This is a genomic window from Devosia sp. LC5 (genome assembly GCF_000735585.1).
Lineage (GTDB): Bacteria > Pseudomonadota > Alphaproteobacteria > Rhizobiales > Devosiaceae > Devosia.
The window spans coordinates 78,521-98,244 of record NZ_JNNO01000006.1 but is presented as its reverse complement, the minus strand read 5'-3'; the positions used below and the strand labels follow the sequence as shown (position 1 = coordinate 98,244).

Sequence of the window (19,724 nt, the reverse complement as noted above, 5' to 3'; positions counted from 1 at the left end):
GGTTCACTGAGCGCGCAACGGCTGACCATGCTGGTCTTCTTCCTGCAGCCGATTGCGTTCGGGTCATGGCTGCCGCGGATTCCCGATGTGCAACAGGCATTGGGCCTGGGGCCGGCGGCGCTGGCCTTTACTCTATTGGGCCTGCCCTGCGGCACGCTGCTGACGCTGCCCTTTGCCGGGCCGCTGGTCGGCAGGATCGGGCCGCGCGCGGCGATCCTCTGTGGCTTTTTCTTTTACGCCATCGCGGTCAGCCTGCCGGCTTTTGCGCCTGACCCGGCGCTGCTGTTTATGGCGCTGATGCTGGCCGGCTCGTCGATCTCGTTTCTTGAGCTGGGGCTTAATGTGCAGGCCGATGCGGTGGAGAAATCGACCGGTTCGCTGATCATGACCAAATCGCATGGCTTCTGGTCGGTCGGGATCATGGTGGGGAGCCTGATCGGCTCGGCGCTGGCAGCGATTGGGCTGGCGCCGCATTGGGCCATTCTGCTGGCAGCTGCGATCAACCTGCCGCTCGGCGTTATCGTCGCGCTGCGTCTGCCGGTGGTTGCGCCGGAAGCGCGAGCCAAGACCGAAGGGCAGCGCTCGGCCTGGGCCGCGCCCAGTTGGGCGCTGCTGGGCATCTGCTTTTTTGTGTTCGGCATCACCATGACCGAGGGCGCCATGGCCGACTGGTCGGCGGTGTTCCTGCGCGAGGCGCTGGACGCCGATGGTGGTCTGGCCGGGCTGGGCTATTCGGTATTTGCCTTCATGGTGGCCACGGGGCGGTTTGGCGGGGACACGCTCAAGGCGCGGTTCGGCGCGGTCAATACGGCCCGCATCTGCGGCACGTTGGCATTGGCGGGGGCGGCGATCCTGTTTATTGCGCCCAATACGCTTGTGGCCCTGATCGGCTTTGCCACTATCGGGCTGGGCGTTTCGGTGGGCTTCCCGCTGGCGGTGACGGCGGCGGCGAGCCTGACCGACCAGCCTTCCTCGTCCAATGTGGCGGTCCTCTCGTTTGTGGCGCTGTGCGGGTTCCTCATCGGGCCGCCGGTCATCGGTTTCATTGCCGAGCATGCCAATATGCGGCTGGGCCTGTTGGCGCTGGTACCGGTGCTGCTGGTGAGCCTGTTGCTGACCGGGCGCCTCGTGGTCAGCAAGCACGCCGCGGATCGCAATCCTGAAGCTGAAATTCCCGGAGTTCTCTAGATGCGTATTGCCGTTGCCGGGCTGCATACCGAATGCAGCACCTACAATCCCGTGCTGGCCCGCGAGGCCGATTTTCGCGTGCTGCGCGGGCCAGGCATGCTCAAGGATGCCTATTTCGATTTCCTGACGCATTTTCCGGCCGAGTTCATCACCATTCTGCATGCCCGCGCCATTGCCGGCGGGCCGGTGGAGCGCGGGATTTATGAGCGCTGGAAGGGTGAAATCCTCGATGGGCTGAAGCAGGCCTTGCCCCTCGATGGGGTTTATCTGGCCATGCATGGCGCCATGTTTGTCGAAGGGCTGTTCGATGCCGAGGGCGATTTCATTGCGGCGGTGCGCGAGCTTGTCGGCCCGGATGTACTGATCGCGGCGAGCTATGATCTGCATGGCAATGTCAGCCAGCGCATTGTCGATAGCCTCGATATCTTTTCTACCTATCGCACGGCGCCGCATATCGACGTGCCGGACACAATGCGTCGGGCGGTGACTATGCTGGTGCGCGCGCTGCGGAGTGGGCAGCGGCCAGCGATCGTCTGGGCGCCGGTGCCGGTGCTGTTGCCGGGCGAGCGGACCAGTACGCAGGATGAGCCGGCGCGGAGTTTTTATGCCCAGTTGCAGGAAACCGAAGATCCGAGTGGCATCTGGGATGCTTCGTTTCAGGTGGGCTATGTGTGGGCGGACGAGCCGCGTTCCACCGCCTGCGCCGTGATTACCGGCACGCACCGGGCAGCCATGGAAAAGGCAGCCGCGGCTTTGGCGCAGAATTACTGGGACATTCGAGGCGAGTTCGTTTTCGGCACCAAGACGGGCAGTAACGAGGAATGTGTCGATTGGGCTGTGACCTCGGCGAGCGGGCCGGTGGTGCTGGCAGAATCGGGGGATAACCCGACCGGCGGCGGGGTGGGTGACCGCGCCGAAGTGCTGGCGGCGCTGATTGCCCGGAATGCGCAGGGCGTGGTGTTTGCCGGCATTGCCGATAAGGCGGCGACCGAGGCGGCTTATGTGGCGGGAATTCGCAGCAAAGTGGCGCTCAAGATTGGCGGCAGCTTGGATCCCAGCAGCATTCCGGTTGAGGCGGAAGCCGAAGTCGTGTTCCTGCTTGAAACCTCCGAGGAGCGGCTGCGCGAGGCGGTGGTGCGGATTGGCGGGATCGAGCTGGTGCTGACCGTGCGGCGGCGGCCGTTCCACAATATTGTCGACTTTACCCGGCTGGGACTTGATCCAAGGACCGCGAAAATTGTCGTGGTCAAATCGGGCTATCTATCACCCGATCTGGGGCCCATCGCCAATCCGAGCCTGATGGCCCTATCGCCGGGCGTGGTGGATCAGTTTGTCGAGCGGCTGGTGCGCAATCATAAAAGCGTAGCGCAATATCCCTTCGACAAGGATTTTGCCTATGCGCCAACGCCGGTCTGGTCGGCGCGGGCCTAGGCCGGGATTGTGCTGCTCTGGGTCCGCAGGGGGATGCAGAGCGGGCGGCCGTGGACGGGATCGGTGATGACCATGGATTGCACGTCGAAGACCCGGGCAATTGTGGCTTCGGTCATCAGTTCCTCGGGCGTGCCGGAGGCGGCGATGGCGCCGTCGCGCAGGAAGACCAGGCGGTCGGCATAGCGGGCGGCCAGGTTCAGATCGTGCAGGACGAGCACGACGGTGCGGCCGAAATCGGCATTGAGCTGGCGCACGAGGTCCAGGCAATCGAGCTGGTGGGCCATGTCGAGGTGATTGACCGGCTCATCGAGGCAGACCACGTCGGTTTCCTGCGCCAGCACCATGGCGATCCAGACGCGCTGCAACTGGCCGCCCGAGAGCGACCCGAGCCGGCGCTTGCGCAGATGATCGACGCCGGTGCCGGCCATGGCGCGGTCGAGCGCGGCGGCATCGTCGGCACTCCAGGGCTGCATCATGGATTGATGCGGATAGCGGCCGAGGCGAACCAGTTCTTCCACCGTCATGTCATCGGGCGCGGACGGGCTCTGGGCGAGCAGGCCAATCTGGCGGGCCAGCATGCGGTCGTTGAGGGTAGAAATATCGACATCGCCGAGCCGCACCTGACCGCCACTGGGCCTGTGCAGGCGGCGGATGGCACGGAGCAGCGTGGACTTGCCGCAGCCATTGGGACCGGCCAGCACCGTGATCTTGCCCTTGAGGATCGGCAGGGAGAGCGCATTGAGCACGCTGACCGCGCCATAGGCGAGGCTCAGATTGTCGACCGAAATGCGGTGATCCATAGCACTATCCGTCATGGCGTTGCCTGCCCATCAGCAAGAAGAGGAAATAGGGTGCGCCGATGACCGCAGTCACCGTGCCGGCGGGAACTTCGATGGGGGCAAAGGCCACCCGCACGATCAGATCGGCCGCGACCAGCATGATGGCGCCGAGCAGGAAGCTGCCGACAAGGCCGGCATAGACATTGCGGCCGACCAGGAGGCGCGCCAGATGGGGCGCCATCAGGCCGATAAAGCCGACCCCGCCCACAAAGGCGACCGATACCGAGGTCAGTGCCGCCGCGAGCGCGAAGACCAGCACGCGGAAAGCCGGCAGATCGAGGCCGACGCCGCGGGCGGAGACTTCATCGAGATCCGCTGGCGGCAGCTTGCGGGCGGCGATCAGGGCCAGCAGCAGCAGCGGCAGCATGGCGAGTGCGGTGACCTGGATTTCGCTCCAGTTGATTTCGTTGACCGCCCCGGCAATCCAGCGCGCGGCCTGGCTGGTGCGATAGATCGGGCCGATCAGCATCATGACGATGGTGACCGCCTTGGCCACCGCGGCAATGGCAATGCCGAAGAGCAGCAGGCGAATGGCGGAGGAGGCCTGGCGGCCCGACAGGATGAAGACCAGCGAGATGGCGGCAAGTGCGCCCAGCGTCGCCGCTACCGGCTGGTAGGCGATGGAGGTGACCAGCGAATTGGATTCGTTGGAGAGCAGGGCCAGGAAAATGACAACGCCTAAAGCCGCGCCGTCGATGACGCCCAGCACGCCGGGGGAGGCCAGCGAATTGCGGGTGATCTTTTGCAAGAGGAAGCCCGCCGCCGCCATGCCGCCGCCAGCCAAGGCGGCGATAACCACGCGCGGCAGGCGCAATTGCAGCACGATCAGGTTCTGGGTTTTCTCGCCGGCGCCCAGGATGACCCTGGTCACCTGGTCGAGCGGGATCCAGGTGGAGCCAAAGGCGACGCCGCTGAGCGCGAGCAGCACGAAGGCCAGCGCCATGATAGCGAGCACCATTGGCGCGCGCGCCGGGGCGAGGTTGGAGGTGAGGCCGCTCATGCTGCCCTCCGCTTGAGCAGGACGAGGAGGACCACGCCGCCCACCACGGCGGTGATGGCGCCCACAGGGGCTTCGACCGGATAGATGAGGAAGCGCGCGGCGACGTCGGCCAGCGTCGCATAGATGGCGCCGAGCAGGGCAGCAGCGGGAATCTGGCGGGCGTGGCGCAGACCGACAAGGCGGCGCGCGGCATGGGGCACGACGAGGCCGACAAAGGTAACGGGGCCGGCCATGGAAACGGCGGCGCCGGTGAGCAGCGCCACCGACACGAAGCTGCCGCCGCGCACCAGAGCCAGCGGCACGCCGAGGCTGGTCGCGGTGGAATCGTCGGCTTGCAGGGCGTCGAGCGCGCGATGCAGCACCAGCGCCAGGGCGGCGCCGATGAGAATGATCGGTCCACCGGTCTGGGCCAGAGTCATGGGCCGGTCGACAAACGAACCCGAGAGCCAGAACAGCAATTGCTGCAGCTGGGCTTCATTGGTGGTGAGGATGATTTCAACGATGGAATGGCCAAGGCCGGCAATGGTGACGCCGATCAGCACGATGCGAATGGGCGACAGGCCCCCTGCCCCGGCCGCAATGGCGAAAACCAGAAAGCTGGTCAGCAAGGCGCCGAGCGCTGCCGATAGCGACAGCCCGAGCAGGGAGCCGACGCCAAGCGCGGTACTGGCGACCACCACGGCGAGCGACGCCCCGGCATTGAGGCCCAGCGTGTCGGGCGAGGCGATGCGATTGCGCGACAGGGTCTGCACGATGACGCCGGCAATGGCGAGCCCGGCACCGACCAATGGCGCGAGGACCGCGCGGGGCAATCGCAGATTGGAGATGACGACGGCGGTTTCCGAGCCATCAAAGGCAAACAGAGCCTGCCAGACCTGATCGAGCCCATAGAGCCTGAAGCCCAACGTCAGGCTCATCAGCATGGCGGCAAGCAGGGCAATGACGAGCCCCACCCAGACTACCGGAAACGGCAGGGCGGCGGGCATGGGACGGGAAGGGGCGCGCGCAATGTCGGACAGGGCAAAAGACCAATAAGCTGATATTGACAGTCATACTAAATTCTGACTGTTTGCCCAGACCATTTTCTGATCCCTCCTGTCAAGATTTAGGATTGTCATGTCCACTCTTCGCAACACACTTTCGGCGATGGCTTGCGCCGCCCTTCTGGCGCTCGCGCCGGGCGCCATGGCCCGCGAAATCACCCACGCCATGGGCACGACCGAGATTCCCGATAGCCCCCAGCGGATCGTCATTTTGACCAATGAGGGCACCGAGGCCCTGCTCGCGGTCGGCATCAAGCCCGTTGGTGCTGTGCGCTCCTGGGTTGGCGAGCCTTGGTACGACCATATCGCTGCCGACATGGCCGACGTCACCGTGGTCGGCGAGGAATCGGCGATCAATCTCGAGGCCATCGCCGCGCTGCAGCCCGATCTGATCATCGGCAACAAGACACGCCAGGAGAAGATTTACGATCAGTTGTCCGCGATTGCCCCGACGGTGATGTCGGAACGACTGCGTGGCGACTGGAAGATCAATCTGGCGCTTTACACCGACGCGGCCGGCAAGGGCGCCGAGGGCAAGGCGGCACTCGAGGCATTCGACGCACGCGTCGCCAAGATCGCCGAAGAAGCCGGCCCGCTGCTGGAAGAGAAGGTTTCGCTGGTGCGGTTCATGTCCGGCATGACCCGGATCTATTATCGCGACACCTTTGCCGGCCTGATTCTCGGCGAGATCGGCTTCAAGCGTCCCGCTGCCCAGGACAAGCCGGAATTTGCCGACGATGTGGGCAAGGAGCGCATTCCCGAATTCGAGGGCGATCGCCTGTTCTACTTCGTCTACGAAGTGGGCGACGGCGTTGCCGAGAAAGTGGCAGCCGAGTGGACCGCCGACCCGCTGTGGCAGAACCTGGCCGTGGTCAAGGCCGGCAAGGCCTATGCCGTTTCCGACACGATCTGGAACACCGCCGGGGGCGTCATCGCCGCCAACCTGCTGCTCGACGATGTCGAAAAGCACTATGGGCTGGCATCCACCCGCTAACGATCCATGGCCATCCGCGACGAGCGGGTGGCCTTTTGCTGTTCCTACACGAGCTGATCCATGTTGAAGCACCTGTTCTCTGCCGGCCTGCTTGCGGCCCTGATGCTATCGAGCGCGCAGGCGCGGGAAATTACCCACGCCATGGGCACGACCGAAGTGCCCGACCAGCCGCAGCGCGTGGTGATCCTGACCAATGAAGGCACCGAAGCGCTGCTGCATCTGGGCGTGGTGCCGGTCGGCGCGGCGCAAAGCTGGGACGCCGATCCCTTCTATGCGCACCTGCTGCCCTTGCTCGGCGATGCCGTGTCACTGGGCACCGAGACGGCGATCAATCTCGAACTGGTGGCTTCGCTCGAACCCGACCTGATCATCGGCACCAAGGTGCGCCAGGAAAAGATTTATGAGCAACTTTCGGCCATCGCGCCGACGGTGATGTCGGAAACCATCGGGGAAAGCTGGCTCAAGAATTACCAGTTCTATGGCGAGGTGCTGGGCCTGGGCGACGAGGCCGCCCAGAACGTGGCCGCGCTTGAAACCCGCGCCAAGGCGCTGGCCACCGCGATCGGCGATGGTGTCAACGAGGAGATTTCGCTGGTGCGCTTCTCCCCGTCGCGCACGCGGCTTTATTTCCGCGGCAGCTTCCCCGGCGTGGTGCTGGATCTGGTCGGGTTCAAGCGTCCGCCGGCGCAGGACTTTACCGAGACCTTCACCGAGGTGCAGAAGGAACGCATTCCCGAAATGGCGGGCGATCGTATTTTCTATTTCTCCTCGGATAACGACAATGCCGAGGACAAGGCCAATATGGATGAGTGGCTGGCCGACCCGCTCTGGCTCAATCTGGAGGCGGTGAAGGCAGGCAAGGCGCAGCGCGTGGGCGAATTGGCGTGGAATGCCGGTGGCGGCATTTACTGCGCCTATATGATGCTCGACGATCTGGCCGACATCTATGGCGTGACCCTGCCGCCGCTCGCCCAATAATGGTCCGCCTGTTCTGCACCGATCTGGCGATTGCCAAGGGCGAACCCCAGGAGGGCATGGGGGCGCTGGCCGAACGGCATTTGTTCATCCGCTGGCCCAAGGGCAAATGGCGGCGGCCGCGCTATATGGCCGCCGATATGAGCGAGGCGCTGCAGGGCGCCATGAAGGCGAGCATGGGCCATGGCCGTTATGTCGGGCTGGTCGATAGTGGAGACGGGCCGGAACTGGAGCTGCTTTCGTTTCCCGATGGACGCCGCTATGTCCCGGCCGATCAGGCGGAAGCAGCCGCGCTTATCATCGCGTGGGGCGAGGGACAGGCGCTGCCGGGTGCGTTTTTTGAGCGTCAGGTCATTTTGTGCTGCACCGATGCCAAGACCGACGCCTGCTGCGCGCGTTATGGTTTTCCGGTCTACAAGGCGCTGGCGGCATGTGCCGATCCCATCAGGTTCGAGGTGCTGCAATGCACCCATATCGGGGGCTGCCATTTCGCGCCTTCGGTCATCGTCATGCCCAATCGGGACCGCTATGGGCGCCTGACGCCGGCCGATGTGCCGGCCTTTCTCGATACCCTGTCGCGCGGGCAATATTTCCTGCCCGCCTTCAAGGGGCGCAACGGGCTGGATGAAGCGCGGCAAACCGCCGAAATCGCGGCGATGCGCTGGGCTGAAGGGCATGGCTATGCCCAAGCCGCCGTACAGTTGAATGGCACCGCCGATGTCTCGGTTGATGACATGGACGTCCGCTTCACCGTGCAGGGCATTGCGCTCAGCGTGGCGCTGACACGGACGCGGTTCGACGTGCAGGGCAATTGCCGCGATATCGAGGCCGAGGCGTTCAAGCCGGTCGGCCGCTGGACCGTCAGCTGCGTTTCCGCCCGCTGATCTTGCGACTATTACGCGGCGGGCAAATCGCATTATAGTCCCGATCGAAAAGATCTGCCTGCCGGTGCCAATTGAGGGCAGGCGCTGACATCTTGTCTTCCGACCGCTATTTCTGATCTGCCGATTTTTGCCAACAGGCCAGCCATTGCACTGACGAGCCGGCCCATAAACCAGACGGTGTCCAGCCATGACCGCTCCCGCCGCCAAGCCCGAATGGGCACAGAGCAAACACGACAAAGCCAATGCAGCGCGGATCGCGGCCGGCGAGAAGCCGCGCCGCCGCCGCTGGCCATGGATCCTGCTGGCGCTCGTGGTGCTGGCGATAATCGCCTTCATCGCGTTCAACATGCTGCAGCCGCCGCCCGAACCGCCGGTGGAAACGGCTGCTGCCGAGACGGTAATGCAGGTCACCGCATCCGAAGTCACGACGGTCGCGCGGCAGACCCTGGCGCAGCAGGTCAAGGTTACCGGCTCGCTGGGGCCGCAGCGGCAGACGCAGGTGGCCTCGCAGGTTTCCGCCCGCGCCGTGGCCGTGATGGCGCGGCCGGGCGATGCGGTTAACGAGGGTGATGTGCTGGTGCAGCTCGATACCGAAAGCCTGCGCATCCAGCTCGACCAGCAGACCAGCACGGCGGCCGCCACACGGGCGCAGCTGGTGCTTGCCGAAAGCCAGTTGCTGCGCACGACCGATCTCATCGAGCGCGGCTTGACCGCTTCGTCGGGGCTGGAGCAGGCGCAATCGAGCGTTGATGCCTTGCGCGCCAATCTTGCCGCGCTCGAGGGCCAGGTGGAAGCGGCGCGCATTGGCGTGCAGAATGCCACGATCAAGGCGACCATGGCGGGCATTGTTTCGGAACGCAGTGTCGAGCCGGGCCAGATGGTGGCCCAGGGCACGGCCATCTTTACCATTGTCGATCTCACGACGGTGGAGCTGACAGCTGCGGCGCCGGTCAGTGCCGGGGCATTGGTCAAACCCGGGCAGAGCGTTGCCGTGTCGGTCGAAGGCATCGCCGACCGCACCTTTGAGGGCTTGGTGGAACGGGTCAATCCGGTTGCTGCTGCCGGGACGCGGACGATCCCGGTCTATATCACGCTGGGCAATGCCGATGGGGTGCTGCGCGGCGGCATGTTCGCCGTGGGCCAGATCACAGTGGTCGAACAACCCGATGCGCTGGCGCTGCCCAGCGGGGCGGTGCGCGAGGATGCCGAAGGTTTCTATGTGCTCAAGGTTGAGGGGGATTCTGTTGTCCGCCAGGGCATCGAGAAGGGCGGCGAGTGGAGCGCGGGACGGCTGATCGAGATCGCTTCGGGGATTAGCGCTGGCGACGTCATCGTTACGGCAGTGCTGACCCAGCTGGAGCCGGGCGACCGCATCGAGATGGTGGAGAACTGATCCATGTTCCTCACCCGTATCAGCGTCAACCATCCGGTCTTTGCCACTATGATCATGGTGGCCATGCTGGTGTTCGGCATCTACTCCTACCAGCGGCTGCCGATCGAGCAATTGCCCAATATCGACTTCCCCGTCGTCGCGGTGGTGGTCAGCTATCCCGGCGCCTCGCCGGAGGCGGTAGAAAACGACATCGTCAAACCGATCGAAGAAGCGGTCAATACCATTGGCGGGCTGGACAATATCCAGTCCACCTCGCAATCCGGCCAGGCCATGGTACTCATCTTCTTTGACATGAGCGTCAATTCGCAGGCCGCGGCGCAGGATGTGCGTGATCGGCTGGCGACGGTCGAGGCGGGCTTCCCCGAAAATGCGGGCGATGCCCAGGTGTTGCGCTTCGATCCGGCCGAATTGCCGGTGATCTCGGTGGCGGTCAGCTCCCAAACGCTATCGCCGCGCGACCTGACTGCCTTGACCGAGGACGTCATTGTCGCCCGGCTCTCCAATATTTCTGGCGTCGGCCGCGCCACCGTGGTGGGTGGCGTGCCGCGCCAGCTCAATGTGCTGGTCGATCCGGACAAGCTCAACGCGTTCAATGTGGGCGTCAGCCAGGTGATCCAGGCGCTGGCGCAGGAAAACCAGAACCTGCCCGCGGGCTCGCTGACCCAGGGCTCGCAGGTGCAATCGATCCAGGTCGAGGGCCGGATCGAACAGGCCAATGATTTCCTCGACATCATCGTGGCGCGCCAAGGCGGCCAGGCGGTCTATCTGCGCGACGTGGCGAGTATCGAGGATGGCCAGGCCGACATTACCAGCATGGCGCTGCTCAATGGCCAGCCGGCCCTGGCCATCGACGTGGTCAAGACGCAGGGCGCCAATACGGTTGGCGTTGCCGAGGATGTGCGCGCGGCGATTGCCCGCATGCAGGCCGATGAATTGCCCGACGATGTGCGGCTCGAAATTGTGCGCGACAATGCCGTGCCGGTGGAAGACTCCTTCCATGCGGTGCAGAACATGCTGATCGAGGGCGCGGCGCTGGCCGTATTCATCGTCTTCCTGTTCCTCAATTCGTGGCGCTCCACCGTCATTACCGGGCTGACCCTGCCGATCTCGATTGTCGGGACGATGATCGTGCTGTATTTCCTGGGCTTCACGCTCAATATGATGACGCTGATGGCGCTGTCGCTGGCTGTCGGCATTCTGATCGACGACGCCATCGTGGTGCGAGAAAACATCATGCGGCACCTGCATATGGGCAAATCGCACCGGCAGGCGGCACTCGATGGCACCAATGAAATTGGCCTCGCCGTGCTGGCAACCACGTTGTCGATCGTGGCGGTGTTCCTGCCGGTTGCCTTCATGGAAGGCATTTTGGGGCGCTTCTTCCTGCAATTTGGCGTCACCGTTTCGGTGGCGGTGCTGATCTCGCTCTTCGTCGCCTTCACGCTCGATCCGATGATGAGCAGCGTCTGGTATGACCCAGCGGCCCATCCCGACGCCAAGCGCGGCCCGATTGGCCGGACGGTGGCGCAGTTCGATCGCTTCTTCCAATGGATCGGGGAAGGCTATCGGGGCGTGCTGCGCTGGTGCCTCAAGTTCCGCAAGACCACGCTGGCCATTGCGGTGGCTTCGTTTATCGGCACGTTCTTCCTGTTCCCGCTGGTCGGTGTCGAATTCGTGCCGGCGACGGATAATGGGGAATTCCAGGTCGATATCGAAACCCCGACGGGCTCGTCCATCGATTATACCGCCAGCAAGGTTCGCCAGATCGACGCGACGCTCAAGCGCTTCCCGGAAGTCGCGGGCACCTATGCGACGATCAATGCGGGCACGACGAGCGGCGACAACAAGGCGACTATCGTGGTCTCCATGGTCGAGAAAGCCGAACGCAGCCGCAGCCCGGTCCAGATGACCGAGCCGGTTCGCCTGGCGCTGCAGCAGATTCCCGGCGTCGAAACCAGTGTGGGTGCCGCAGGTGGTCTGGGCGGCGGGGTTTCGGCGCCGATTTCGATCATCCTCTATGGCGACAATTTCACCGTGCTCGACCAATTGGCGCGGCAATTGATGGCCAAGCTGGAAGCGATCGACGGGCTGATCGATGTCAAATCCAGCCTCGATGACGCCCAGCCGGTGCTGGGCGTGCGGATCGAGCGGGACCTGGCCAGCGATCTGGGCGTCAACCTGCAGCAGATCGGCTCGACGCTGGGGCCGATGCTGGGCGGGGAGGAAGTCACCGACTGGACCGCCCCCAATGGCGACAATTACACCGTGACCGTCCGGCTGCCCGAATGGGCGCGCGACGATGTCGAAACGCTGGGCTCATTGCCCATTACCCAGAGCGGGGCCACCGGCTCCAATGCGATGGTGCGGCTCGATCAGGTGGCCCAGATCGTACAATCGGAAGGGCCGGGGGAAATCCTGCGGCGGGACCTGTCACGGCAGGTCAGCGTCACGGCCAACCTGTCGGGGGTCGAACTGGGTTCGGTGACGGCGGCGCTGCAGGCGGCGGTGGACAGTATCGAAATGCCGGTTGGCTATCGCACCTCGATGGGCGGGGACGTCGAGGAGCTGAACGAGACCGCGGGGGCGGCCGGGTCGGCGCTGTTGCTGGCGGTGATCTTCATCTATCTCGTGCTGGCCAGCCAGTTCGGCAGCTTCCTGCAGCCCATCGCCATCATGGTGTCGCTGCCGCTGGCGCTGATCGGGGTGATGCTGGGGCTGTTGGTGGGCGGCTCGACGCTCAACATGTTCTCGGCCATCGGCTTCATCATGCTGATGGGCCTCGTGGTCAAGAACGCCATTCTGCTCGTCGACAACGCCAACCAGCATGTGCGCGAAGGCTGGAACCTTTATGAGGCGCTGGTCGAGGCGGGCGCCACCCGCTTCCGGCCCATCATCATGACGACGCTGGCGATGATCTTCGGCATGCTGCCGCTGGCGCTGAGCCTGCATGAAGGCAGCGGGCAGAATGCGCCCATGGCCCATGCGGTGATCGGGGGGCTATTGAGCTCGACCGCGCTGACGCTGGTCGTGGTGCCGGTGATGCTGACCTATATCGACAGCTTCTCCCACTTCGCCCGCCGGTTCCTGCCCAAAGCGCCGGATGACGCCGAAGCCAAGCACGCCCCGGCCGAGTGAACTAGCCGTCGTCGCGCCCGAAACGCGACGGCGGCACTTCGCCGGCGCCTTCTTCGCGGTCGCGATAGAGGGCGGCGCGGGCCAGCAGCATCAGCGTTACCGGGGTGGTGACCGACACGAAAATGAAGATCAGCACTTCATGCACCGACAAGCGTTGGCCGGTGACGCTGAAATAGAGCACCGAACCCAGAAGAATGAACCCCGTGCCCAGGCTGGAGCCTAGTGTCGGCGCATGTATACGTTCGTAAAAGCTGGAAAGGCGCGCCAGCCCAATACTGCCCACCAGCGTCAGGAAGGCGCCGGCCAGCACGCAGATGCCGACGAGGAGCGAAAGCCAGAGCGGAAGATCGTCGGGAATCATTCGATCACCTCGCCACGCATGAGGAATTTGGCGAGCGCCACGGTGCCGACAAAACCGAGCAGGGAAATGATCAGCGCGACTTCAAAATAGACGGCGGTGCCATAGCGAATGCCGAAGACAACCAGCAACAGCATGGCATTCAGATAAAGCGCATCGAGGCTGACAATGCGGTCCTGGGCGCGGGGGCCCTTGATGACCCGGTAGATGGTGGCGATCATGGCCAAAGCCAGCATGACCTGGGCCGCCGCCAATGTCCAAAACAGGATCGCCGCGCTCATTGGAAAATCTCCAGCAACAGCGCTTCGTAGCGGTGCTTGATGGTGTCGATCCATTCCTGCTCGTCGATCAGATCGAGCACATGCACCAGGACGGTGCTGCCGACCGGATCATATTCCAGCCAGGCACTGCCGGGCGTTGCGGTGACGATGCAGGACAAAACGGCGAGGCCGCTTTTGTCCCTGAGCTCGAGCGGCAGCAGGATGAAGCCGGATTTGTGCTCGCCGCGCCCGCCTGCCAGGATGATCCTGGCGACGGCCAGATTGGAGCGGATAATGTCGGCCAGCACCAGAACGATCAACCTGATGATCTTGTCTGGACGGCCGATTGTGGGCCGTTCGGGCTGCAAGGCGGCCATGGCGTGGGTTGCGCCAAAGGCGATGACCGCACCAAGCAGGATGTGGCCCAGGCCGAACGATTGTTGCAGCAGCAGCCACATCAGCAGCAGCCCGGCAAACAGCAGCGGATAGGGCAGGACGCGTTTCATGGTGCCCCTCCCAGGTCGACTACGACGGGGGCGCCAAGGACATCGGCGATGTAACCGGCAGGGGCATGGAGGGCATTCGCGGCGGCCTCGAGATAGGTCATGATCGGGCCAGCCAATACGACCATGATGACGCAGAGGCCGAGCAGGACGATGACGGGCAAAATCTCGATCACCCGCACGGCGGCCGGGCCTTCAGAGACGGTCGCCCAGAAGGTATTGATGCCGGTGCGGCTAAGAGCGATCAGCGCAGCAAAGCCAGAAAAGATCAAAAGGCCTGCCAGCCACCAGGCCGAGGCTGAGACCTCGTTGACCGTTGCCAGCCCTTCCGGGTTGAGCATGGGCGAGATCATCGCGAATTTGGCCAAGAACCCAGAGAGCGGCGGCAGGCCGGAAAGGACCAGGGCGCAGATGGCAAAGCTGACGCCGAGCACGGCAAGTGCGCCGGGGATGACGACGCCGACTTCCTGCACTTCATCCTCCTCGTCATCGTCGCCATAGGCTTCCAGGGTAACGGCCAGGATATCGGCGCCCTCCACGCGGATGCGTTCGAGCAGCTCGACCAAGAGGAACAGCGCTGAGATCGCCAGGGTCGAGCTGACCAGATAGAACAAGGCGCCACTGACCACGCCGGCATTGCCGAAGCCGATGGCAGCCAACAGCGTGCCCGAGGACATCAGTACCAGATTGCCCGACAGGCGCGCCGTGGATTGGGCGGCGAGGGCGCCGATGGCGCCATAGGCGATGGTGGCCATGCCGCCATAGAGCAGGAAAGCCTGACCGAAGCCGGCCGAAGCGCCCGCCTGATCGCCGAAGACCAGGAGGGACAGCCGCAGCACGGCATAGATGCCGACCTTGGTCATGATGGCAAAGAGCGCGGCGACCGGAGCGCTGGCGGCGGCATAGGTATTGGGCAGCCAGAAGCCCAAAGGCCACATGCCGGCCTTGACCAGGAAGGCAATGCCCAGAATGCCGGCGCCGGCTTCAAGCAAGCCCCGATCGGCACCGGCCACCTGAGCGACGCGCGCCGCAATATCGGCCATGTTCAGCGTGCCGATGACGCCATAGATCAATGCGGCGCCGATGAGGAACAGCGAGGAGGCAGCCAGATTGATAGCGATATAGTGCAGGCCGGCGCGGACACGAGCCGAGCCCGAACCATGCAGCGCCAGACCGTAGGAGGCGGCCAGCAGCACTTCAAAGAACACGAAGAGATTGAACAGATCGCCGGTGAGGAAAGCGCCGCAGAGCCCCATCAGCAGGAACTGGAAGAGGCTATGGAAACTGGGACCCACGGCATGCCAGCGGGCCAGCGAGAATGTCAGTGCGCAGAGCCCCAGGATGGCTGCCAGCAGCACCAATAGCGCCGAGAGCCTGTCGGCCACGAGCACGATGCCGAAGGGTACCGGCCAATTGCCCAGTGGATAGGTGGCATTGCCGGCCCCGCCGGCGGCCTGCCCTGTTTCGGCAGCATGGCGCACCAGCAGGATGGCCAGGACCAGCAGCAGCATTGTGGAGGCGAAATTAATCGCGGCTTTTACCGGGCGCAGCCGGTCGTTGATGAACAGCAGGATGGCCCCGGTCGCCAGAGGCAACAGGATGGGCAGGATAACGAGGTGATCGAGCAGCATATGCATCAGCGCTCCCGCCCATCGACATGGTCGGTGCCGGTAAAGCCGCGCGCGGCCAGCAGCACGACGAGGAACAATGCCGTCATGGCAAAGCTAATGACGATAGCGGTCAGCACCAGTGCCTGCGGCACCGGATCGGTATAATTGGCGGGGTCGATCACGCCCCCCTCGATCACCGGAGCCGCGTCGATGCGCAGACGGCCCATGCTGAAGATGAACAGATTAACCGCGTAGGAAATCAGCGACAGGCCGACGATGACCTGGAAGGTGCGCGGGCGCAGCAACAGCCACACCCCGCAAGTGGTGAGCACGCCGACGGCGATAGCCAGGATCAGTTCCATCAGCGGGCCTCCTCCGGCTTGGGCGAGGCGTCTTCGCGCACGATAGCAGGCCGCCGTGAAGCGCGGGGCGCACGGACCGATTGGTGCGCCAGGGCGATCAGGATGAGCACCGTGGCGCCAACGACGAGGGTAAAGACGCCGAGGTCAAAGATCAGTGCGGAGGCCATGGGCACCCGGCCGATAAAGGGGATTTCGGCATATTGGAATGCCGTGGTCATGAACGGATAGCCGAACAGCCAGGAGCCCATGCCCGTGGCCAGCGCGACCAGGAGGCCCATGCCGATCCAGCGGACGGGCAGGATGCGCAGGCGTTCTTCCACCCATCGGGTGCCGCCGGCCATATATTGCAGGATGAAGCCGATGGACATGACAATGCCAGCGGCGAAACCGCCGCCGGGCTGGTCGTGGCCGCGCATGAAGATGTACAGCGCCAAAACGATGATGACCGGAAACAGCCACGCCATGATGACTGCGGGGATCATCAGATATTCGTTGATCGTGTCACCGGAATTGCGATCGGGACGCTGATCGTCGAAAGCGTTCTGGATACGCTGCTGTTCGGGCTTTTCGATGGAATCGGAAGCCGGACGGAAGCGGCGCAGCAGCGCGAAGACTGTTAGCGCGACAATGCCAAGCACGGTGATTTCGCCGAAAGTGTCGAAACCGCGGAAATCCACCAGCATGACATTGACCACATTGGTGCCGCCGCCGAGCTTGTAGGAATTTTCGAGGAAGAAGTCGCCAATCCCCTGCCCTGCCGGCCGCGTCATGATGGCATAGGACATCAGCGCCATGCCGCAGCCGGCAATGATGGCGAGGCCCAGATCGCGGATGCGGCGGACGCGGGCCTTGCGGGACAGCGTGTCGTCGCTGTCGAACTCGACGCGCTTGGGCAGCCAGCGCAGGCCGAGCAGGATCAGCACCGTGGTGACGATCTCGACCAGCAATTGGGTCACCGCCAGATCAGGCGCGGAGAACCAGACAAAGGTGACGCAGGTGACCAGCCCCGCTCCACCCAGCAGAACCAGCGCCACAAGGCGGTGGAACTTGGCCTGATAGGTGGCGGCAATGGCGCAGACAATGCCCACGCCCCAGACCAAGGCAAAGGCCGGATCGAACGGGGTTGGCGGCAGAGCCAGCGGACCGACGCCGGCGACGAGCGGAATGGCGGCAGCGATGATGGCCAGGGTGACCAGCAGGGCCAATTGCGGCTGCAGGCGGCGCGTGCCCAGGAATTTTTCCAACGCCTTGGCCCATTTCCAGGAGATGGTGACCAGCACGCGCTCGAAAATGCGCTGTCCCTTGAGGTTGCCGATCAGCGGGGCGCCTTCGATGCCGCGTGCCAGATATTTGTGGAGCGCAAGATAAAGCAGCACCCCACCGGCCAGGGCGATGGCGCTCATCGCCAGGGGAATGTTGAAGCCGTGCCAGACCGAGAGGCTGTAATAGGGCGTGTCAGGGCCCACCACCGAAACCACGGCCGCAGCGAGGAACGGGCCGATGGTGATGCCGGGGATGATGCCGACCAGAAGGCAGAGCAGCACCAGGATTTCGATGGGCCGGCGCATCAATGCGGGCGGCTCATGCGGAACACGGTCGAGCCCGGCCGGTGCGGGCCCGAAGAACACGCCATGCACGAAGCGCAGGGAATAGACGACGCTGAACATGCCCGCGACGGTGGCGCCAACTGGCAGCGCCAGATTGACGAAGGGGTTGGCATCGCGCAGGGCCGTTTCGGTGAAGAACATTTCCTTGGAGAGGAACCCGTTCAACAAGGGCACGCCGGCCATGGCGGCGCTGGCCACCATGGCCAGGGTCGCGGTGAACGGCATGAAGCGGAACAGCCCGCTGAGTTTTCGAATGTCGCGCGTACCGGTTTCATGGTCGATAATGCCGGCGGCCATGAACAGCGATGCCTTGAAGGTGGCGTGGTTGGCGATGTGGAAGATCGCCGCCACCGCGGCAAGCGGGCTGCTCATGCCCAAAAGCGTGGTGATCAGGCCAAGATGGCTGATGGTCGAATAGGCGAGCAGGCCTTTCAGATCGGTCTGGAAGATGGCGATATAGGCGCCCAGCACCAACGTGGTGAGGCCGGCAAAGGTGACGATCCAGAACCAGGCATCGGTGCTCGCCATGACCGGCCAGAACCGGACGAGCAGGAACACACCCGCCTTTACCATAGTGGCCGAATGCAGATAGGCCGAAACCGGCGTGGGGGCCGCCATGGCGTGGGGCAGCCAGAACTGGAAGGGAAATTGCGCACTCTTGGTCAATGCGCCCAGCAGCACCAGCAGCAGGGCCGGCACGTAAAGCGGATGCGACTTGATGAGATCGCCCGAGGCCAGCACGATATCGAGATCGTAGCTGCCCACGATATGACCAATGATCAGCATTCCCAGCAGCAGGCCGAGACCACCAAGCCCGGTGACGGTCAGCGCCATGCGGGCGCCATCGCGGGCCTGGACCAGATGAAACCAATAGCCGATGAGCAGGAAGGAGGTGATGCTGGTGAGTTCCCAGAACACCACGAGCTGCACGAGATTTCCCGACAGGACCACGCCCAGCATGGAGCCCATAAAGGCAAGGAAGAACGCGAAGAAGCGCGGCACCGGGTCCTTGGGGGACATGTAATAGCGCGCGTATAGCACGACCAGAAGCCCGACCCCGGTGATCAGCAGGCAGAACAGCCAGGCAAACCCATCGATGCGGAAGATGAGATTAAGGCCAAGCTCGGGAATCCAGGAGATTTCCTGGCGCAGCACACCGCCATCGGTGACTTGCGGATAAAGCCAGATGGTTACGGCGAGACCAAATATAGCGACAGCGGCCGAGAGCCAGGCTTCGGCATTGCGCGCGGTCTGCGGCAATAGGGCCGCCACGAGACTGGCGATGAATGGCACAACAACAATTGCGATCAGGAATATCGAAGACGCCATTGTCGCGTGGCACACTCGTGAAAAAGGTGGATGGGACGACTTTGGGCCGCAGGTTCTTGTTTCACCTATGAATCAACTGCCGCGCAACTCCCAAATTTGTCGCGGGCCGTTTTCTTTGGTGTGGCGCCGGGCGTTGCGGCAATAAAATCAGGCCGAGATTGCGCTTACCTTGCAATGAACGGGCTAGCGGCGCATAATCAGGCACGTTTTCAGCCGTCATTGGCGACCTGATCCTGCCGGCATGCCGGTTGTTTGGCGATCCTTAAAACTTGCGAACGTTCTAGACCCCGCAGTGCATATTGCCGCGGGGAACCTGCCGGGCATTCCGGCGTGGTCCGTGGCAAGCGCCATAGGCCAGCCGATTGTCACACACAAGCTGCGGGTTGCCGCGCGGCACCCATTGGAGTCCAAGCCTACATGCACAAATTCAAGATCGGTGAGGTCCTCGACCTTCTGCCCAGCCATGGCAGCAGCTCGCGCCGGGCCGGTGAATGCAAGATCGTCGCCTTGTTGCCTTTTGAAGGGCACGTCGTTCAATACAAGGTACAGGCCAAAACAGAGACCCACCTGCGTATCGTCAGCGAAAGCGATCTGCGGCCGACCCAATAAAGCCGCCATCCCGCCTGCAGAAAATGCAGATATACGGGATATTAAGCCCAGCCGTCCAATAGTGGCCCTCGGGCCGGTTTATGCGCGCCCATATTGAACTGGGCGGGCCTGGCCTTGCCGCGTTTTGCGACATGTCAGGCCGGCCACGATGATTGCGCCGCGGGCGATTGCCAAAATTGCGCACGGGGATTTGGGGAAATGCAA

General features: G+C 63.5%; 17 protein-coding genes. 8 read left to right on the top strand and 9 right to left on the bottom strand.

The genetic code is table 11. The annotated features are described in order from the left end of the window. Nucleotides 1–6 precede the first annotated feature (6 nt). Both FF80_RS04625 and FF80_RS04620 read left to right on the top strand, forming a co-directional pair. Nucleotides 7–1,188: an MFS transporter gene (locus FF80_RS04625; RefSeq protein ID WP_152558267.1), complete on the top strand. Its 1,182-nt coding sequence runs from the start codon at nt 7–9 to the stop codon at nt 1,186–1,188. Further along, a complete protein-coding gene (locus FF80_RS04620) occupies nt 1,189–2,619 on the top strand; it encodes a M81 family metallopeptidase (protein WP_035097983.1) in 1,431 nt (476 codons plus the stop codon). Here FF80_RS04620 and FF80_RS04615 read toward each other — a convergent pair. The 3 genes from FF80_RS04615 to FF80_RS04605 are packed head-to-tail and all read right to left on the bottom strand — an operon-like array spanning nt 2,616 to nt 5,444. Next, nucleotides 2,616–3,434: an ABC transporter ATP-binding protein gene (locus tag FF80_RS04615; RefSeq protein ID WP_081917248.1), complete on the bottom strand. Its 819-nt coding sequence runs from the start codon at nt 3,432–3,434 to the stop codon at nt 2,616–2,618. The genes FF80_RS04620 and FF80_RS04615 overlap by 4 nt on opposite strands. Further along, nucleotides 3,424–4,458: an iron ABC transporter permease gene (locus FF80_RS04610; protein WP_035097979.1), complete on the bottom strand. Its 1,035-nt coding sequence runs from the start codon at nt 4,456–4,458 to the stop codon at nt 3,424–3,426. The genes FF80_RS04615 and FF80_RS04610 overlap by 11 nt, the downstream gene beginning before the upstream one ends. Continuing rightward, a complete protein-coding gene (locus tag FF80_RS04605) occupies nt 4,455–5,444 on the bottom strand; it encodes an iron ABC transporter permease (RefSeq protein WP_052153172.1) in 990 nt (329 codons plus the stop codon). Before FF80_RS04605 ends, FF80_RS04610 begins: the two co-directional genes overlap by 4 nt. 130 nt (nt 5,445–5,574) lie before the next feature. Here FF80_RS04605 and FF80_RS04600 point away from each other — a divergent pair, with 130 nt between their 5' ends. The 5 genes from FF80_RS04600 to FF80_RS04580 all read left to right on the top strand — a co-directional run bounded on the left by FF80_RS04600 (nt 5,575) and on the right by FF80_RS04580 (nt 12,882). Further along, entirely contained in the window at nt 5,575–6,495 is a 921-nt protein-coding gene (locus FF80_RS04600; protein WP_035097977.1) for an iron-siderophore ABC transporter substrate-binding protein, read from the top strand. 60 nt (nt 6,496–6,555) lie between these two features. Then, nucleotides 6,556–7,473, top strand: coding sequence for an iron-siderophore ABC transporter substrate-binding protein (locus tag FF80_RS04595; RefSeq protein WP_035097975.1), 918 nt, complete (start codon nt 6,556–6,558; stop codon nt 7,471–7,473). Continuing rightward, nucleotides 7,473–8,354 (top strand): sucrase ferredoxin, encoded by an 882-nt coding sequence (locus FF80_RS04590; protein WP_052153171.1) that lies wholly within the window; start codon nt 7,473–7,475, stop codon nt 8,352–8,354. The genes FF80_RS04595 and FF80_RS04590 overlap by 1 nt, the downstream gene beginning before the upstream one ends. A 187-nt stretch (nt 8,355–8,541) precedes the next feature. Next, on the top strand, nt 8,542–9,747 hold the full coding sequence (locus FF80_RS04585; RefSeq protein ID WP_035097972.1) for an efflux RND transporter periplasmic adaptor subunit: 1,206 nt from the start codon (nt 8,542–8,544) through the stop codon (nt 9,745–9,747). A gap of 3 nt (nt 9,748–9,750) precedes the next feature. Continuing rightward, nucleotides 9,751–12,882 carry an efflux RND transporter permease subunit gene (locus tag FF80_RS04580; protein ID WP_035097970.1) on the top strand — a complete coding sequence of 1,044 codons (3,132 nt, stop codon included), beginning with the start codon at nt 9,751–9,753 and terminating at the stop codon, nt 12,880–12,882. Between the two features lies 1 nt (nt 12,883). Here FF80_RS04580 and mnhG read toward each other — a convergent pair whose 3' ends face one another. From mnhG to FF80_RS04550, 6 genes are read right to left on the bottom strand one after another with little or no spacing between them, the layout of a single operon-like run. Beyond that, on the bottom strand, nt 12,884–13,243 hold the full coding sequence (gene mnhG, locus FF80_RS04575) for a monovalent cation/H(+) antiporter subunit G (protein WP_035097969.1): 360 nt from the start codon (nt 13,241–13,243) through the stop codon (nt 12,884–12,886). Beyond that, nucleotides 13,240–13,521 (bottom strand): K+/H+ antiporter subunit F, encoded by a 282-nt coding sequence (locus FF80_RS04570; RefSeq protein ID WP_035097966.1) that lies wholly within the window; start codon nt 13,519–13,521, stop codon nt 13,240–13,242. Before FF80_RS04570 ends, mnhG begins: the two co-directional genes overlap by 4 nt. Further along, on the bottom strand, nt 13,518–14,006 hold the full coding sequence (locus FF80_RS04565) for a Na+/H+ antiporter subunit E (protein ID WP_035097963.1): 489 nt from the start codon (nt 14,004–14,006) through the stop codon (nt 13,518–13,520). Before FF80_RS04565 ends, FF80_RS04570 begins: the two co-directional genes overlap by 4 nt. Continuing rightward, complete coding sequence (locus FF80_RS04560) at nt 14,003–15,640, bottom strand: monovalent cation/H+ antiporter subunit D (RefSeq protein WP_035097961.1); 1,638 nt, start codon at nt 15,638–15,640, stop codon at nt 14,003–14,005. The genes FF80_RS04565 and FF80_RS04560 overlap by 4 nt, the downstream gene beginning before the upstream one ends. After that, nucleotides 15,640–15,975 (bottom strand): Na+/H+ antiporter subunit C, encoded by a 336-nt coding sequence (locus FF80_RS04555; RefSeq protein ID WP_035097958.1) that lies wholly within the window; start codon nt 15,973–15,975, stop codon nt 15,640–15,642. Before FF80_RS04555 ends, FF80_RS04560 begins: the two co-directional genes overlap by 1 nt. Next, nucleotides 15,975–18,911, bottom strand: a complete 2,937-nt coding sequence (locus FF80_RS04550; RefSeq protein ID WP_035097956.1) for a monovalent cation/H+ antiporter subunit A — start codon at nt 18,909–18,911, stop codon at nt 15,975–15,977. Before FF80_RS04550 ends, FF80_RS04555 begins: the two co-directional genes overlap by 1 nt. A 417-nt stretch (nt 18,912–19,328) precedes the next feature. Here FF80_RS04550 and FF80_RS04545 point away from each other — a divergent pair, with 417 nt between their 5' ends. Further along, nucleotides 19,329–19,520: a hypothetical protein gene (locus FF80_RS04545; protein WP_035097953.1), complete on the top strand. Its 192-nt coding sequence runs from the start codon at nt 19,329–19,331 to the stop codon at nt 19,518–19,520. Nucleotides 19,521–19,724: the final 204 nt, after the last annotated feature.

Bases quoted from the DNA above. Each gene is read 5' to 3' on its own strand.
- FF80_RS04620 (WP_035097983.1), top strand. From the start codon at position 1,189: ATGCGTATTGCCGTTGCCGGGCTGCATACCGAATGCAGCACCTACAAT.
- FF80_RS04615 (WP_081917248.1), bottom strand. From the start codon at position 3,434: ATGACGGATAGTGCTATGGATCACCGCATTTCGGTCGACAATCTGAGC.
- FF80_RS04610 (WP_035097979.1), bottom strand. From the start codon at position 4,458: ATGAGCGGCCTCACCTCCAACCTCGCCCCGGCGCGCGCGCCAATGGTG.
- FF80_RS04605 (WP_052153172.1), bottom strand. From the start codon at position 5,444: ATGCCCGCCGCCCTGCCGTTTCCGGTAGTCTGGGTGGGGCTCGTCATT.
- FF80_RS04600 (WP_035097977.1), top strand. From the start codon at position 5,575: ATGTCCACTCTTCGCAACACACTTTCGGCGATGGCTTGCGCCGCCCTT.
- FF80_RS04595 (WP_035097975.1), top strand. From the start codon at position 6,556: ATGTTGAAGCACCTGTTCTCTGCCGGCCTGCTTGCGGCCCTGATGCTA.
- FF80_RS04590 (WP_052153171.1), top strand. From the start codon at position 7,473: ATGGTCCGCCTGTTCTGCACCGATCTGGCGATTGCCAAGGGCGAACCC.
- FF80_RS04585 (WP_035097972.1), top strand. From the start codon at position 8,542: ATGACCGCTCCCGCCGCCAAGCCCGAATGGGCACAGAGCAAACACGAC.
- FF80_RS04580 (WP_035097970.1), top strand. From the start codon at position 9,751: ATGTTCCTCACCCGTATCAGCGTCAACCATCCGGTCTTTGCCACTATG.
- mnhG (WP_035097969.1), bottom strand. From the start codon at position 13,243: ATGATTCCCGACGATCTTCCGCTCTGGCTTTCGCTCCTCGTCGGCATC.
- FF80_RS04570 (WP_035097966.1), bottom strand. From the start codon at position 13,521: ATGAGCGCGGCGATCCTGTTTTGGACATTGGCGGCGGCCCAGGTCATG.
- FF80_RS04565 (WP_035097963.1), bottom strand. From the start codon at position 14,006: ATGAAACGCGTCCTGCCCTATCCGCTGCTGTTTGCCGGGCTGCTGCTG.
- FF80_RS04560 (WP_035097961.1), bottom strand. From the start codon at position 15,640: ATGCATATGCTGCTCGATCACCTCGTTATCCTGCCCATCCTGTTGCCT.
- FF80_RS04555 (WP_035097958.1), bottom strand. From the start codon at position 15,975: ATGGAACTGATCCTGGCTATCGCCGTCGGCGTGCTCACCACTTGCGGG.
- FF80_RS04550 (WP_035097956.1), bottom strand. From the start codon at position 18,911: ATGGCGTCTTCGATATTCCTGATCGCAATTGTTGTTGTGCCATTCATC.
- FF80_RS04545 (WP_035097953.1), top strand. From the start codon at position 19,329: ATGCACAAATTCAAGATCGGTGAGGTCCTCGACCTTCTGCCCAGCCAT.